This window comes from Pareuzebyella sediminis (assembly GCF_008367235.1).
Taxonomy (GTDB): domain Bacteria; phylum Bacteroidota; class Bacteroidia; order Flavobacteriales; family Flavobacteriaceae; genus Pareuzebyella; species Pareuzebyella sediminis.
On sequence record NZ_VTZS01000008.1, the window covers coordinates 74105 to 92038 of the forward strand.

General features: G+C 44.4%; 11 protein-coding genes. 2 read left to right on the forward strand and 9 right to left on the reverse strand.

The genetic code is table 11. The features are described from left to right. Positions 1-115 precede the first annotated feature (115 nt). The 9 genes from F2B13_RS20020 to F2B13_RS20060 form a co-directional block, all read right to left on the reverse strand. A complete protein-coding gene (locus F2B13_RS20020; protein WP_149277739.1) occupies positions 116-1057 on the reverse strand; it encodes an alpha/beta hydrolase in 942 nt (313 codons plus the stop codon). 103 nt (positions 1058-1160) lie between these two features. Continuing rightward, positions 1161-3086: an alpha/beta hydrolase-fold protein gene (locus tag F2B13_RS20025; protein WP_198439924.1), complete on the reverse strand. Its 1926-nt coding sequence runs from the start codon at positions 3084-3086 to the stop codon at positions 1161-1163. A gap of 54 nt (positions 3087-3140) precedes the next feature. Beyond that, positions 3141-5870: a glycoside hydrolase family 97 catalytic domain-containing protein gene (locus tag F2B13_RS20030; RefSeq protein WP_232623089.1), complete on the reverse strand. Its 2730-nt coding sequence runs from the start codon at positions 5868-5870 to the stop codon at positions 3141-3143. A 15-nt stretch (positions 5871-5885) separates the two neighbouring features. Further along, entirely contained in the window at positions 5886-7634 is a 1749-nt protein-coding gene (locus F2B13_RS20035) for a glycoside hydrolase family 43 protein (protein WP_149277740.1), read from the reverse strand. A gap of 33 nt (positions 7635-7667) precedes the next feature. Then, entirely contained in the window at positions 7668-9023 is a 1356-nt protein-coding gene (locus tag F2B13_RS20040) for a glucuronyl esterase domain-containing protein (RefSeq protein WP_149304975.1), read from the reverse strand. Positions 9024-9025: 2 nt separating this feature from the next. Further along, positions 9026-10597 (reverse strand): carboxylesterase/lipase family protein, encoded by a 1572-nt coding sequence (locus F2B13_RS20045; protein WP_149304976.1) that lies wholly within the window; start codon positions 10595-10597, stop codon positions 9026-9028. 15 nt (positions 10598-10612) lie between these two features. After that, positions 10613-11815, reverse strand: coding sequence for an esterase (locus tag F2B13_RS20050; RefSeq protein WP_149304977.1), 1203 nt, complete (start codon positions 11813-11815; stop codon positions 10613-10615). A 12-nt stretch (positions 11816-11827) separates the two neighbouring features. Continuing rightward, positions 11828-13393 (reverse strand): glycoside hydrolase family 43 protein, encoded by a 1566-nt coding sequence (locus F2B13_RS20055; RefSeq protein ID WP_149304978.1) that lies wholly within the window; start codon positions 13391-13393, stop codon positions 11828-11830. A 1-nt stretch (position 13394) separates the two neighbouring features. Next, positions 13395-15857, reverse strand: a complete 2463-nt coding sequence (locus F2B13_RS20060) for a glycoside hydrolase family 95 protein (protein WP_149304979.1) — start codon at positions 15855-15857, stop codon at positions 13395-13397. 375 nt (positions 15858-16232) lie between these two features. On the opposite strand from F2B13_RS20060, the gene F2B13_RS20065 reads away from it, so the two are divergent. Together F2B13_RS20065 and F2B13_RS20070 are read left to right on the forward strand one after the other, a co-directional pair. Then, a complete protein-coding gene (locus F2B13_RS20065) occupies positions 16233-17480 on the forward strand; it encodes a cation:proton antiporter (RefSeq protein WP_149304984.1) in 1248 nt (415 codons plus the stop codon). Between the two features lie 88 nt (positions 17481-17568). After that, a partial coding sequence (locus F2B13_RS20070) for a sulfatase-like hydrolase/transferase (protein WP_149304980.1) occupies positions 17569-17934 on the forward strand: 366 nt, incomplete at its 3' end.

A 17934-nucleotide genomic window follows, 5' to 3' on the forward strand; every position in this document is an offset into this window, starting at 1 on the left:
AGTTTATAACAGATGGTGATCAGGCTTTCCTCGTAAGTCATGTTCCGTTTTCCCCTCATCTCTAAATCTTTTATGGGGATGTTCAAAAACTATGGACGAGTATTTCATTGCGTTATCATTTTACCACCTTGTCGGATTGAAAACCATTGACGTCCAACCAATGAATAAAGGCATCGAACCAACGATTGCTTGTACGGTTCGGGTTTCCTAGACCAAAACCATGTCCCCCGTTTTGATAGAGGTGGAACTCTACGGGAATCCCCGCTTTGTACCACGAATCAATCACCCCGAACTGACCCCTAAAAAGGAAGTCATCACTGGCTATTACGTTGAACATTGGTGGGGCATTCTTAGGTACCTCAACGGGTCCCATGCCACCATAAATTGGGCCTATAAAAGCTAATTTCATAGTTTTTGAATGAAGCGTTGAATGCATAGTAAGTCCCGCCCCCGCCGAAAAGCCTATCATTCCTATTCTATCGGTATCAACGCCCCACTCCTTAGCGCGGTCTACTATCATGGCGTAGGCGGCTTCTGCATCCTCTAGTTGGTTAGACAGGTCCATTTGCCTACGGGGGGCAGGTGTTTCGTCCTTTTTCCCATTTGAATTTTCAGCAGGTGCAGGAGGGCGGGGTCGGTTCATCCAAGCCGTAAAATCATCAAGCGAGTCCGCCGTAGGGTGCAGACGATATTTAAGTACAAACGCAGCGTATCCTTGCTTGGCAAGTGCTTCAGCTACTTCCCACCCCTCGTTACCTAAAGAAAGCCATCTGAAACCACCACCGGGTGCCACAATGACCGCTGCTCCGTTAGCTTTTCCAGGCTCGGGAAGGAAAGGCGTCAAAGTCGCTTTTGTGATATTTCTCGCCATAGGGTCGCCCCACTGTTTAAACCAAGATTCCGATGCGGGTTGGTCATCCACCCCACCGGTGTTGAGTGGAATGGCATTTGGCTCCGAAGGGGCCTCAAGGGGATAGATGGTACCGTCTTGTGCGAAGGCTGATATAGCAAAGAGCGATAGCATGCCTAGAATTGCGAATTTAAATTGGTGTAACATAGTGTCTTGTTTTAATGAGTTTAATTTATTTTAACGTTGCTATTTGGCTGTCCTAAAGGTTGTCTGTACTGAATTTTTAAAAATACACATAGGTGTAATTCGCTTACTCTTTAAATAATAGTTGCGCAAATGTATAAAGGTCATGTCGCCAAACGGGCCATGTATGTCCTCCCGGATATTCGCTGTACTCATATTTGATTCCCATTTCGTCAAATTTTTTCATCATCACTTGACAGTTTTGATAAGCGATATCCTCTTTACCTCCCATGGAAATAAAGAACCGGTTCAAATTGCTATTGATTTTCTCGGCATGCACTTTCATAAAAGCATATTGTGGACCCGACAGTTCATCGTTATTGGCGAACCATCCCGAACTGAAAACGCCGAGATAAGAAAACATATCCGTATTCTGAATACCTGCATAAAGCGTTTGTAATCCGCCCATGGAGAGTCCGGCCAAGGCTCTACTATCAGCATCTGTCTTTACACGGTATTTATTTTCTAAAAAGGGAATCGCCCCTTGTTTAAGCTCATTTTCAAAGGCTTTCAACGAATTTTCGTTGAACCCGGCAAGACCGCCCGAGGAAACATTTCCGTCTAACATGGCAATGATCATCGGTTTCGCTTGGTTTTCGGCAATTAAATTGTCCAATATTAGATGGGTCTTCCCTTGCTGGGCCCAGCCCCTTTGATCTTCGCCGCCGCCGTGTAAAAGGTAGAGCACGGGATAGTTGCCGGTCGACCCATCATATCCTGGAGGCGTATAGACATACATTTCCCGCCAGGAACGGGAGGCCTCTGAATAGTACTTGTTTATGCGGATATCGCCATGGGGAACATCCTTTAAGCTATAGTACCCATCTCCCTTAAATGGAATCTCTATCCCACTGGCCATGCGGCCCATTCCGTAAAACGATTCGCTGGCGGGGTCCGCTACCGCTACCCCATCGATGATCAGGGAATAATAGTGAAAACCTTCCGTGATGGAGTCTGTGGTGACGGTCCAAAACCCTTCATCGTCCTTCACCATATCGTATTTTTTACCCAGGTCTATTTGTAGCTCTTTGGCATCTGGAGCCTTGGTTTTGAAAATAACCCGCTTATCCGGTAGTATTTGCGGATAGGATGACCGTCTTACATTGGTGCTTGCCGGCAGTCCCAAGACACTGTATTTGTTGAAAAGGGATGCATTAACCGGTTTAAATAATAATTGAGAGAACATGTACAGGTCATTTTTCCACACTTCGAAATCATGTCCGCCCGGCTCCACATAGAAAATATGGGGTACCTCATATTCATTCAAATAATTACTCGTACGTTTACTAAAGGGCATTAGACCGTCGGCATCGCCGCAACTGATCCATAACACCTTTAATTCCTTTGCCTTTTCCGGGTTTGGTAGTAGTTGTTCAGGTATTTTGGTATTTGGGGCCGATGAGAATGCGCCTACCCAAGAAAAGGTATCCAAATTGCCCAAGCCAAAATTTAGGGTTTGCCCCCCACCCATAGAGAGCCCTGCAACGGCACGGTGCTCCTTGTCCTTATAGACTTTGAATTTTTTCTCGACATACGGCATCAGATCGTTTAGTAAGTCTTCTTCAAAAGTGGCAAATGCGGCCACTTTGTCCTCCGCAAAAATATTGCCAACTGCTCTATCATCTTTCATTGCCCGGCCGTTGGGCATGACCACAATCATCGGTTCCAATTTTCCTTCTGCGTAGAGATTGTCCAAAATTACCGCCGGGGCTCCATTTTTAAGCCATTCTTTTTCATCGCCACCGATGCCATGTAATAAATACAACACTGGATAGCGCTTTGATTTTGTAAAACCAGGAGGAGTATAGATGAGTGCCTTTCTATCGGTACCTACGGTTTTGGATGGATAGCTAATACTATCAATTTTTCCTTTCTCAATGGAACTTTTAGCTTCATCAAATCCCTTGGGGGCATGCTTTTCAATATCCTGTCCGATCATAAAGAAGAAGGAGAGGAACGTTACAATTAACAGTGGTTTGATTTTTTTACTCATGGTTCTATACGTTTCAAATGATGCGTGTTTCGATATAATCATAGGTTTAGCGCCTTATTTATTTTTAAATATGATACCGCCCTTACTTGGAATTTTGATAGTGACTTGTTTGTCTTTTTTTAGTTTGATGGTTTCCATGCGGCCAGTTAATGTTGCATCATCTTGGAATACGGTCAGCTCATCACCTTTGGCAAACATGGGCAGGGTAAGATTCAGGTCTAAGGTTTCTTCTTGGGCATTTACCCCTACGACAAACCATTGTTGCTCATGCCTTCTCGCCAAAACCACGTATTTTCCGGGATAGCCGTCCAAATACATGGTTTCATCCCAGGTAGTAGGCACACTTATCATAAAATCCATTGCCCAGTTCGGAGCATCGTTCAGGTTATTAGGAGTTAGGGCGAAGAACTGCACGGGATTTTGATAGAGCACCGCGGTTGCCAATTGAAATACATCACTTGTCAATCGTTTTTGACCTTTTTCGTTTCCTTTGTTAAAAAATTTGTTGAGTACCGTTCCGCCAAATTCCATACTACCCACGGTGTTTCTCATAAAAGGATGAAGGGTCGCATAAAAAGCTTCTTTTTGACGAACATCTTCAGAAAACACCAACATTTCTGAAGCGAGAACCGCTTCGCTTCCCGCATAGTTTGGGAACATCCGTTCCCATCCGCGAGGTAAAGTAGCCCCGTGAAAAACTACCATAAGGCCATAGTCATTGGCATCGGACAAGATATCTTCATACAAGCGCATGGTTTCTTGTTTATCGCCTCCGAAAAAATCGGATTTAATGCCTTTAACCCCCGCTTCTTTCAACCATTTCATCTCCTTTTTACGGGCTATGGAAGTGTTCATTTTATCCTTAGGGGTTTGAAACGCATCGTTCGCGGTTCCGTTGGAATTGTACCAAAGAAATACGGCAATTCCCTTACTTTTCGCATAGGTGATCAATTCTTCCATACGCTCATACCCAATGCGCCTATCCCACCAAGCGTCGATTAATATGTACTCATAGTTCATTTCGGCAGCCAAGTCAATATATTTCACCTGATCTTCGTAGTTCATGCTAGCATCTTGCCAGATAATCCAACTCCAAGTGCCCCGTCCGTATTGATAGTCCTTGCTAGGTTCGTACAAAGGCTTTACCACATCAAACGGAATCGTGGTCTCTACAATCGGTTTTAAGGTTTCTCCCACCGTTATCGTTCTCCACGGGGTATGACCGGGAAGGCCCATTTGTGCACCGGAACTTCCAAACCCATTATTTTGTCTGTCGTTGGGGAAATCGACCGTAAAAGCTCCTTCTTTAAAATTACTTAAGTGGGAAGCGGGATATTGGCTGTGAACCCCTGTTTCGCTGACCAATACCCACAAGTTATTTTCTGTATGGAAGAGTCCTGGAAATACATATCCCTCCCTGGCTTTGGTCTCCTCAAGAGGGATATCTGCTCCATAGCCACTTTCATAACTGGGTGCCGTGCGGGCAAACCCTGTCATCGGGGTCATCATATTCGATAGGAAACTTTTTGTTTTTTCCGGAAACCTGAAACCCGTGGCCTCAGTTTTTACGACGCAACTGATATGGGCTTCCTGGGGATATATTTTATACCGAAAAGCCACATCGTTGTTACTGATGTTGAAAATTAAATCAAAGGCATTAATCCCATCTTTTAAAAAGGTAAAGACCGCTTGATTAGCTTTATAGATAACTGAACTTTTCTTTATGTTATTCAAGGAATATGAATCACTGACCGTTGTTAGGACCAAACTATCCTTTAAAACCATATTGCTTGTAAAATCTCCTAGGTTCGTATCAAGCCCTAATGGTGCATTCAAAAGAAAAGGTTTCCCGTCATAGGAAAGACTATAGGTGGGTCTTCCGTTCTCTGTTTTGACCGTCAACCGAATTTTAGTGTCCGGACTAGTGGCGTTCAATTCGATAGTTGTAGGGACGTTACCCAAAATCTGCAACATCTGATCGGCATAACGCTTCCCTAGTTTACGATATCCCGAGGCGGAAAAATGTAACCTATCCGGAATACCTTCACAACCATCGGAAGCAATTACATACGAATTGGGGATAACCTCTGGCAAGGTATTGATGATTTCGTTCATACTGGCGCAGGCTCCGTTTTGGTCCTCGCTCAATAGTTCCCCTGCCAACAGCGGAACTTTTTCACCTTCCAGATTGAGGTCCTTCAACAAATCTTCGTATACTCCCTTAACTTTTTTAGGCCATAAGGTATCTCCCGTGTTCGATTCCCCTTGATGCAATAGAATCCCTTTGATCACCCCATCTTTCTGGGCTTTTTTTGCCAATTCTACCAATCGCCCATAAGGATTGCCGCCGTACTCATTGATCCAGTTCAGCATCCAATCCGGTGCGGTCTCTACGTAACTTTTATAGTTGTCTTTGTCGTACAGTTCAATTTTACACCCCCCAACGGCCACGTTGATGACCCCTACTTTTACATCCTTTGGCATATTTTCTGCCATTTTACGGCCAAAGTAGTCGGAAGGGGAGAGTCCGGCATTGCAGTTCGCCAATGGGGGTACGGCCGGATACCATTCGCCCCTGGTCCGATTCAAATCGGGACAATCCATCGGACTCATCATCTGAAATCCAGGTACGGGAATAGTATCCCTGACTTGTGCCCGTGTTGCCCCCTGCATGTTCGATTGACCAAAGCAGAGGTATATGTGAAAATTGGGGTCTTGTGCCCAGCTATTACTGCTCCATGCCAAGAAAGTAATTACCGCTATTAGAAAGGTCTTTTTAATCATTTTTACTTTTTCTGATTATTCTGGGATGACATCATTTGACTTAGTAGCATAAAGCCCTAGAAGACATCCTGTAAAACCCCCCGCTACATCAGTGGATAATATATCACCGGAAACGGCACCTCCTAAAGTTTTGAATTCAATACCATTTAAAGAGAATTGAAACTCATATTTATCACCATTTGCAACTATCTTCAAATCAATGGTCTTGTTCAAATCTATTTTTTCGGCAGCCAAAATTTCAGATTTCATCTCGGCCCTTCTGTTGGGTTTATAGTTTTTTTCAAGGACCACAAAATAATCTTTGTCTTTTCTGGTCACACCAAAAACGTAGTTTGAATTTTCATTTTGAAGCGCCACTACACCGGCCAAATCTTTCTCGGATTTCGGTTGGTATTCCAAGGTTGTGGAAAAGCTAAAGCTATTATGCTGTTGTCTGTAGAATAGGGTAGAGGTAGGTTTTCTCTGCTTGATATTGGTTTCGAACGGCGTAATTTCCAGTCCCTTTTTGGTCTGCTCCATAAAGGCTTCCCGTGGCCCTCGAAGTCCAATCCAACGAAAATCCAATTTCTCCGAAGAAAAATCCTCGGTATATGTGAAATTGCCATTGGGCAAATACCCATCCTGTCCCGTCTTGCTTTCTACACCTTCCGGCAATTTCAGTTTGGGCTCCATAGGCACCAGTCCGTTTTCGAAAACAGGATATTCACCGGACCAATCTACGGGCAAAATAAAGGTTTCCCTACCAGTATTGACCCTATTCTCCTCATTGGGACGTACGGCCAAGAACACCCCATAATATTCGTCGTTCGGACCCTTGACCAAATCCGCGTGGCCGGCCCAATCCACTTTGTTTTTTCGTTCTTTGGGAAAATAACGCTGTGTCAAAATAGGATTGCTGGGAGCAGGGGTATAGGGGCCCTTGGGACTGTCACTTTTAAAGATGACCTCACTATGCCAATCCCCTGTACCGCCTTCGGCGCACATTAAGTAATACCTTCCATCTTTTTTATAGATATGTGGAGCTTCTATCCATATCGGTTTATCATTGATATCAACGCCTCCGTCTACAATGATTTTGTCCGTACCCGGAATTACTTGGTCATTTTCTACGTCATACTCCCAAATTTTGATGACCCTATGTCCATTGTACAACGCTTTGCCTTCATCTGGTGCATCATTGTGAACAATATACCCTTTACCGTCCTCATCAAAGAAAATGGAGGGATCAATTCCGCCAAAATCTAGCTTAATTGGGCTGCCCCAACCTTTCTTAGGGTCTTTCGTTTTCACTATAATATTTCCCAGTCCACCAGAAAAGGCCGTAACAATCATATAAAATGTATCATTGTGCGGGTTGTAAGTTATACCAGGGGCATACACACCTTGACTAATACCGGTATCATGAGGGTTGAACTCAGTAATGTCATCTAAAACACCACCTAAATCAGTCCAATTGACTAAATCTTTTGAGTGGAAAATGGGTACTCCAGGAAACATGGCAAAAGAGGAGCAAACCATATAATAGTCGTCTCCCTTTCTGGTAATGGCAGGGTCTGGGTAACACCCCTGTAAAATGGGATTATAAAATTCCCCGTCTTCCAAAGGATTTTCTTCATAGATCTTGGCTTTTCCTTCATAAGTCACCTGTTTAAACACAGGGTGGTTTTTAGCCGGTGGTTGGTCTTTGATCCGTTTATAATTAAAACCGTAAAGTACCAAGACTGTTGCCAGCATGGCGGTCAATGCTATTTTGCTTCTTCTCATATCTTCAAATTTCACTTAGTATTCTATTACTTTTTAGTTATCCCAATATTTATGGGCCCAGGCGATCCAAGTACTCCAGTTGGGCCCGGTACTGTGACCGCCCGCATGTTGCCTAAAAGCGACTTCTCCAGAAGTCAAGGCACGTCCAATTACCGGATATTCTTCACTTTCCATACCCTTTTTGCCGAGGAGGGCATATACTGGGGACGCATGAAGTCCGGCTAGGAACATGCCTTTGCCATCCACCCAATTTCCTTCGATGAACGGTGAACCCACACTTATAAAAACAGGTCTAGGCGCACATAATGCGATAAGTTCATGGGCATCAACGGGCAAGTCATCTACGGTAAGGGAGCTCGCATATTTAATGAAATTTCCTGCAAACCAGTGGTACTCTCCACTAGAAGCCAAATTTTCTACCATCTCACCAAAATTCCTTCGTAATAGGGAAGCTCCTCCAGCCCCGGAGCTTCCAATGAAGCCTAAAGAAAACCGTGGGTCGAAGGCCATGGTGACCAAGGCCGCCTTACCGTAGCGCGAGGTTCCTTCTATACCGATTTTTGAGGCATCGATTTTAGGTTGGGTTTCAAAATAGTCCATGGCCCTTCCTGCCCCCCAGGCCCAAGCACGTAGCACACCCCATTGTTCTGGGCTTCTGTGAGCTCCTTTATTGACGAGACCTATAATTCCTGAGGTTAATCCCGCACCATGATCCGCCTGAATAGTTGAAGGTACCAATATGGCATAGCCCCAGTTCTGTGAGATCAGCTGTTGTTTCCATAAAGGCTCATAGGAGGACATGAAATAACTGTTGGGTTCTGTGGGCGGTGGACCAAATGGCCAATTGATAAAGCCAAAACGGGTGACTAAAGGCACCGCTTTTTCTGTGTCTTTCGGAAGGCCTATCAACAACTCTATATTGACTTCGATATCGGGATGGTCGCTATTATCCACCTTGCCTATAAGCAGCGTTTCCGTCACGGGATATGGGCCTGCCGTGGTATCTTTTTCGGACACGACGGTCCAACGTACATCGGGAATATTATTGGGGACATGACCGTACATCTCCTTTTCAAACTGTGCCACTATTTCCGGTCTTCTGCTATCCCACCAAGCTTTTTCTGTTCTTACTTGAGTTCCGTTTGAAGTAACTAATGGGTCAGGAAGGGAATAGGAACCAACTTTATTTTCATCGGTGTTCGCCGCATTGGGGTCAGCGGGATTTCCCGACGGTCCTGGACGATTAGGGATTGTAATTCCCAATTGCTCCTTCATTTGGGAGAAGTCTTGTTGGGTATATTTGGCGATACTGTCCCTTGACCTGTCATTGTTCTGAGCACGCACTAGGACAGCGCTCAAAAAAATAAATAGGTAAAGTACTTTTTTCATGTTTACTGATTTACCCAATTTTCTCCTTCATCGGTCCTTCGCCATTCAAAATAGTTATCGAGCACATGTAAGGAAGCCTCACTAGGAACCGGACCTACATGTGGTTCTTGTTCAAAATACATCACTTTAGGGTTATCCTCGCTAAATGCGGGCCATTCCGGAAGGGTGTCCCCGTTTGGATTACCGTATTTTGTAAAGTTGGTCCAATAGGTACCCATAGCTTCGGAAATAGCGCTGTCAGATACAGCCAAATCTGGATTGTTTCCATCTAAATTCTGAAAAACATAGGCTACTTCCTGACCGTGTGGGGAGCCGGACCCGAATTTTGGAGAATCTTCGGGATACTCCGGATGCTGGTCAAAATAGTAATAGTACACTTTGGAATTTCCGTTCTTTGATTGAAGCCGTGCCCAGCTCCAGGTATGCCAGCCAAATGCGGCATCACGGGCCAAATCCCTGGCGGTTTTGGGAACGGAATTTTCACCGAGGGGATAGGCCTCTAACAAATCTTTGGAAAACCGGCCATATCTGTTTTCAACGTTTGTTATAAATTCTTCGGGCGTTTTTTCACGGGAGAAGCTGGCACCTTCATCGGAATTATACCCGATAAGTACCGGCACATCATTAAATTTTCCTTGTTCGTACAGTGTAAATTGATCATCGGGAATCACATGTCCGTCGATAATGGGCCAAGCGCCTCCCATGCCCATACCCATGGGTAGTTGGTTCACCGGAGTGTTTCTTAAGTCTTGTATCGAATTTGCCCCTACTTTTTCGGCATAGGCCAAACCTTCTTTTTCTGCAGTGGTCAAGGTTTTCATGTTTTCTCCTGGAAATGTCACCGGCCTGGATGGACCAAAAGAGCCTCCGCTCTGGGAAATGGCACCTTGAAACAATCCTTTGGCCAAAGGGGAGGCACACAACATACTCACCGAAATACCTCCGGCAGATTCACCGAAGATTGTCACTTTATCCGGATCGCCTCCAAAGGCCGCGATGTTGTTCTTCACCCATTGTAAACCTGCTATTTGGTCAAGAATACCGTAGTTGCCGGAAACCTTATCTGGATTTTCAGCACTCAATTCAGGATGCGCCAGAAAGCCGATTTGACCCACGCGATAGGCGATACTGACCAAGACCACCCCTTTTTTGGCAAGGGCCGCCCCGTCGTAAACAGGTTCGGAAGTAGCACCAAAACTAAAGCCCCCGCCATAGATCCATACGAGTACGGGAATTTTTTCTTCTGGTGAAGTCGATGGGGTCCAAACATTCAGGTACAGACAGTCCTCGCTTTTTCCATTTTGGTCGTTTCCTTGAATGGGAGCAGGACCAAATTCGGTTGTTTCCTTAACGCCTTCCCATGGTTTTACGGGTTGTGGGGCTTTCCATCGTAAATCGCCCACGGGAGGTGCGGCAAAAGGAATTCCCTTAAAAATGGTGAGGCTATCTTCTACTGTTCCCTGAACCATACCATCTGCAATTTTGACTTGACCAGGAATGGGTTCCTGCTCTTTTTTACAAGAAGCAAAAGCCATTATTAATAGTAGAAAGAGAGATAGTGTACTATTTTTCATAACGGATGATTCGGTTTAGTTGTTCAGGTCTTTCCAAAGATTAGGTAGAAACCTATAATACAGTAGATGGCGCCAAGTTGACCAGTCATGTCCGCCATTGCCGCCCACATAGTAATCGTGTGCTATATCATGGTTATTTAATGCATCGACGAGCCCTTGCACCCTAGCGTTGAAAAAGCCTTCCGCTTCCTTTGTCCCTTGACCTACAAAAAGATAATCGACCTTATCATTGACTTTTGAATCGGTCAAAAAATCCTTCAACGAAGTTTCCGCATCGGTATCCCCAGCACTAAGAATTCCAAAGTTTGCAAAAAGATCAAGCGACCTGAATCCGATGAACATGCTGTGACGCCCTCCCATGGACAAGCCGGAAATGGCCCTTCCTTTAGGAGATGTTATCGTACTATAATTTTCATCAACGACTGGAATCACGTGGTTTCGTAGCTCCCTTTCAAAAATATCAAAGGTCAATTGTGCATGCTCAGGATGATTCCGATGAATGACCTGATTGTTGGGTATGGCAATAATCATTGGTTTTGCCTTGCCTTCTGCCAAAAGATTATCCATAATAAAGTTTGCCCTTCCATCATACATCCAATTGGATGGTAGTTCGCCACTACCTCCGACCAGATAGAGTACTGGATATTCTTTACTGGAATTATAGCCGGGAGGAGTGTACACATAGAGTTCACGTTCGCCATGGGTAACATCAGAATGGTAAATGTGACGCGTAACATTTCCATGAGGTACATTTTTAGCATCATAATATGCAGGGCCATCTCCATGTACGATCAACTGGCTATAGGGGGGCATGGCCGTGAATGCCGCTTGTGTATTGTTCGGATCGGCCATTTGAACATCGTCAACCCTTACATGATAGGCATACATATCAGGAGGGAGGGGCCCAATGGTCAAGGTCCAAAGGCCATCGTCTCCTTTCGTAAAGGGGATCGGGTCTCTCCCTTTACCCAGTGCTGTGTTGATCGCTCCTTGATGTAATTCCACTTTTTGTGCGTCTGGAGCCATCAATCGAAATGTAACGGTCTGGTCATCATGCACCTCCGGGGAGTTCACCCTTGCACTAAAAGGAATCAATCCTTCCGTATCTTTTTGGGGGTTATAGTCCAAGTTAACATTCGCTTGCTGCCCATAGCCAAGTGTTGCGGTTAACAGCAAAACCGAGGCGAAAATTAGAAAAGTAAAATTATTAAATATCATCGTAGTGTTGCTTTAATCCCGTTCATTTTTGATCCGGAAATAATCGAAATCCACATAGCCGCCGCTTTGAGCAGTAGCGTAATTGAAGAGTCCGAAACGATACCCCATAAAATGGGGTAGGGTATAGGACATTTTCAACGTAGTTCCAATTTTACTCCAATTTTTGCCATCCAAACTGTAATAGAATTGGGCCTCATCTTTTTTATCGGTAAAATCGCAGCTAGCTTTTAAATAGATTTTTTTCTGTATAAGAGGAATGGCTTCTTGTTCTTTTGGCGTACCATCTTCAGTGTTGACCATGACCATTCGTTTTTCCCCATTTTCAAATTTTACGCCAAGCAAGCCATAATTTTTTTGGAGTAAGGACAAACCGGCAAAATCACCTTCCTTCATTTTTGAAATATCCAATGCCGTTTCGCCAGTGCACACTGGGCCTATTGTTCTTTGTGTCAAGGTGTTCCTGGCCTGGACGAAAGAGGTATCCACCCGTCCCGTTCTTAATCGCAAATAGCCTTTCCTGTCTTTTAAAGACCAAAGACTGTCTACCGGATTGTGGTTCCATTGCCAAACCAATGGAAGTGTAGGGTCATTCTTTTTGCGTTCGAATTCGTCCGATGCCACAATATTCGGAATCAGTCCTTCGCTTGGAGGCACGTTCAAGGTATCAGGTACTTTTCCATTCTTACCCAAAATCGGCCAACCATCTTCCCATACTACCGGAACTAAATAGGGAATTCTGCCCACGGAACCATAATCCCTAAAGAGGTAGGAAAACCATTTCCCATCCGGGGTATCTATAAGGCCCCCTTGGGCAACTCCTTTGTCCTGTAGCGCAAGTTTACCTTCCCACGGACCGTTGATGTGGTCTGCCCGATGAACCAATACCGTACGCATACCGCCTCTTGGCCAGGTAATGTTGAAGAGGTAGTAGGTTCCATTGATTTTAAAGAGTTGTGAACCCTCTGCGCCCAACATAATGTTGTCGCCGGCCGGGGCACTGGCATTTTCGATTAAGACGCGTTTCGTTCCTTTTTTTACACCTGACAAATCGTTTTCAAGTTCGGCGATCATCAATTTTCCGGCACCCCAAATCATGTACACTTTGCCATCGTCATCAAAATGAACCGTCAGGTCATGATAGGAAGGCTCAAAAGAGGTTTCTTTCCAAGGACCGTTTTCTATATCCTCAGTAGAAAAGACGTAGGTTTTTCCGGTAGTGGCTGCAAACGTAAGTACGTAAAATGTTCCATTATGGTATCGTATACAACTGGCCCAAGAACCCCGACCATAGGCAGCTTCTCCATTTTTTAAGTTTAAGGCGTCCACTTCCCCGAGTCGGTCATAGGCATAGTTCACGATTTTCCAATTGACCAGATCCGTCGATTTCATGATAGGAACTCCTGGACTCAAATGCATGGTGGTACTGCTCATATAGTACGTATCCCCAACACGAATCATCGACATGTCCGGAACGTCGGCAAAAATTAACGGATTCTGGGCCTTATCTTTTTGCGCATTGACCGAGAGCTGAAAAATCAGCCCTACGATACAACTAAAAATTAGGGAAAATCGGTTCATTTCAATTTTTGCGGATAAGGGTATAGATCTTTCCTTTCTGGGTAGCCAGGTCGTATAGATAGGTGTCGCCCAAATCAAGGGGCTTTATATTCGATTCTTTTGAAATGATAGGGTCGGCCGTTTTCGGCACTTCAAAAAACACATTCGTATTTTTACCTACCGCTTTCTTTAAGGTTCCTTGGCCGATAAGTGTTACCTCATTCGGGACACGAATGCGTAAGTTGCCGCCCAAGTGTGATTGAATTGTGGCAATCACCAATTTTTTATCCTTCCATTCCATCGAAACCAATTCAAAATCCCCCCTCGCTTTTAATCCGCCTACGTAGCCAGAATTCAATGCATCAGGGATGGCCGGTAAGAGGTGAACCGCTCCATCGGAACTCTGCAGCAACATTTCGGCAATGCCGGATGTACACCCAAAATTACCATCTATTTGAAACGGTGGGTGTGCGTCAAAAAGGTTATTATATGTACCACCTCCACCTTGGTTAATACCCACCGGGGTCAGTTGGTCTTTTATCAATTTATAGGCGTGGTTTCCATCCTGCATTTTGGCCCACCAGTTTACCTTCCAGCCCATGCTCCATCCTGTAGAGACGTCGCCACGTTGTAAAAGCGTATTCTTTGAAGCTGCAAAAAGTTCTGGTGTTCGGTAGGGCGAAATCTGGTTGGACGGAAAGAGACCGTACAAATGTGATACATGTCGATGGTGGTCCTCCGGTGAATCCACATCATCCAGCCACTCTTGCAATTGATTGTTTTTGCCGATTTGCATAGGAGGCAATTGGTTGCGCAATACATTTAACGAATCGGCGAAAGCCCCATCTTTTTCCAAAATTTCCGAGGCCTTAATAGCCGTGCTAAAAACGTCAAAGACTAATTGGTTGTCCATGGTCGAGCCTGCCGTGATGGACGAACCCTGATGCGCTTCAGGTGCATTTTCCGGGGAATTCCCCGGTGCTACTACCAAATAGGGATAGTTCGGGTGCTGCACCAAAAAATCGGCGTAGAATTCGGCAGCACCTTTTAAAGCCGGATAGATGGATTGTAAAAATGATGTGTCACCGGTATATAAATAATGTTCCCAAAGATGCTGGCTCGTCCATCCACCGCCACCGTTCCAGATGCCCCAAAATGCCCCATCGATCGGACCGGTAATTCGCCAAATATCGGTATTATGATGGGCCATCCAACCCTTTGCGCCGTACATGACTTTCGCCGTTTCCCGGCCCGTTTCCGAAAGTTCTTGCACCATGGTCAAAAAGGGTTCATGCAATTCCGAGAGGTTGGTGCGTTCGGCGGGCCAATAGTTCATCTCCGCATTGATGTTGATGGTGTACTTACTGTCCCATGCAGGTTTCATGCTACGGTTCCAAATACCCTGTAAATTGGCAGGTTGCCCACCGGGTTGGGAAGAGGAAATCAATAGGTATCTACCATATTGAAAGTACAGGCCCACAAAGGCAGGGTCGTTCGTAGTTCGAAAGTTCGCCAAACGTTCATCGGTAGGTATTTTGGCTTCATCGGTCGTACCAAAATCCAAAATAACCCGATTGAAAAGAGATTGATATTTGTTCGTATGATCGGCTTTCAATACTTCATAATCCTTATCAAATGCTGCATCCAAATAGACTTTGGCACGTTGGGTTTCATCGGCACTCAAATCTTTGTAGCTGTTGAAATTAGAAGCGATGGAGACCATCAGAATGGCCGAATCGGCATTTTCAACCTTGATGGAACTAACGGTTTGGCTGGTTAGGCCATTTTCGGTTTTCAATTTCATTAACGCATTGAATGCTACCTTACCTTCCACCCCTTCGTGGTCGCTAGTTCTGCCCCAAAGCGAAAGTTGATTGTGCCCATTGGTTTCTATTTCGGGTTCGGAATGTGGCGAAGTGAAGTTTGCCGTAAAGGAAATTTTACCTGGTGCATCAGCGGATAGCTTTATGACCAAGACCCTGTCCGTTAAGGATACAAAGGCTTCCCGCGTGTAGGTAACCCCATCTAGTATATAGGTCGTTTTGCTAATGGCCTTGCCGATATCCAATTCCCGGTAATAATCTTGGTAGTTGGCGTGGTTTTGAAACAATAGCTCAAGATTTCCCACGGGTTGAAACATTTGTCCGTGGGATTTTTTGGTGATGATCATTTTATCGGCAAGCTGCTCCGCCGCTTTGTATTCCCCATTAAAGATCAACTGTCTCACTTCAGGCAGGGCTTTTAGCGCATCTGGATTGTCATTTCGGTTTGGACTCCCGCTCCAAACCGTATGTTCATTGAGTTGAAATATTTCTTTAGTCACATTTCCATAAACCATCGCACCAATACGGCCGTTGCCCAATGGCAATGCATTCTCCCAGATATCTCCGGATGGCTCATCATACCAAAGTTTTAAATCATCAGGTTGTTGGCCAAAAATGGACATACCAATAAAAAATAACCCGAGCGACAAAAATCTTTTCATAAAAGTGGGTGCTGTAATTATTAAATGTAAAAATAACACTTATAAATATAGTCAAAAATCTTAATTTAAGGACAACTTTTATTTTTAGCTCTGATGAATTAATTGCCCATTACTGTTACAAATATGACCCTAGTTTGGAATTGGATTGTACTTTGTAACACCCTTATGTTAGTATAGCGTTTGAAGTGGCCATAGGTCTTTTTTTGTTTGTAGGCCTTTGTAGCCTTACAATTTTTTTAAAAAAAGACTGAGGTGTTCATGTGATGTAGAAGAGTTCGTTAGCCTATCTTCGTCAAATCCGTTAATTTGGCAATCTCGGATGGAAAGTCCCCTGAGAGTGGCTTGTCCATAAACAAGAATGATTACAAAACAACTATGGATTACTTTATTATTGCGGCAATACTGGTTTTTATAGCGGCCATATTCGGATTTATTAATGTACGGTTTTTAAAGCTGCCTAATACCATTGGGCTTATGCTCATTACGATTGTATTTACCTTGGGGGTATTTGCCATTAGTTATGTGGATGATACCCTATTGAATGCAGAGCGGTACATCATCGGTCAGATTGATTTTAAAACCGTTCTTTTGGATATTATGCTGAGTTTTTTGCTCTTCGCCGGGGCTTTACATACCAATTTTGAACAATTAAAGGTGCAACGTTGGCCAATTTTGGCTTTTTCTACCCTGGGAGTTCTGGTATCCACCTTCTTGGTGGGTACCTTGATGTTCTATATCCTTCAGTTGTTCGGACTGGAGGTGGACTTTATTTATTGCTTACTTTTTGGATCTTTGATATCGCCAACCGATCCAATTGCCGTACTAGGTATTCTTAAAAAGGCGGGTGCTCCTAAAAAACTGGAAACGAAGATTGTTGGAGAGTCATTGTTCAACGATGGGGTGGGTGTCGTCGTGTTTTTGACCATTTTTCAATTGGCCGCTTCAAATAACGGGGAAATCGAACCTTTGGCCATTCTAGAACTATTTGGGGTCGAAGTCATCGGGGGGATTCTTTTTGGACTTTTGATCGGATGGATTACATATCGGTCGATGCGTTCCATTGACGATTATGATATTGAAGTGATCATTACCTTGGCCGCTGTAATGATGGGTACCGTAGTAGCTCAAAAATTCCATCTGTCCGCGCCTTTGGCTATGGTGACCGCGGGATTGGTGGTAGGTAATGATACCGTAAGGCATTCGGCGATGTCAGAGACCACCGAAGTATATGTCGACAAGTTTTGGGAACTATTGGATATTTTATTGAATACGGTATTGTTCGTATTGATCGGGATGGAAATGCTCGTCATATCTTTTCAGTTCAATTATGTTTTAGCGGGTGTGGCCACTATTCCCGTCGTCTTGGCCTGTCGGTATTTATCACTATTATTGCCTATTAAGTTCTTTGAGAAAACGCTCGACTTTGTACCGAAAACGAATTTGGTCATGACATGGGGTGGCTTACGGGGCGGTATCTCCATTGCTTTGGCGTTGGGGCTGACCGAGGAAATGGAGCGGAACCTCTTTCTTGTCATAACGTACGTAGTGGTGGTATTTTCTATTATTGGTCAGGGATTGACGGTCGGTAAATTGGTTAAAAAAGTGACTACTACGGTTACCTAGAAGTTGTCATGACTTCAACTTGACCTCCTCCATTCAATATGTACCGGGGATTCCTAGTAAATGGGGACTATTATAATTCAAATAAGATATGTACTGTTTTAAAAAAGGTTTTTTTAAGATTTTCGGTTTGGTGTTTTTGGTTTTCCAAACCCCTTTGGATGCTCAAAACGCCAGTTTTAAAAAGCCCAATGTCATTGTCATCCTTACGGACGACCAAGGTTCTGTAGACCTGAACGTCTATGGAGCCAAGGATTTGTATACCCCCAATATGGACCGATTGGCCAAGGAAGGAGTTCGATTTACCCAATTCTACGCCGGTGCCCCTGTATGCTCACCTTCCCGAGCGGCATTGCTAACCGGTAAGACCAATTTGAGGGCCGGACTTCCCGGTAATGTGCCGATTCCTGAAAAGGCGGAGAAAACAGGGCAGTATGGTCTGCCCACGGATGAGATT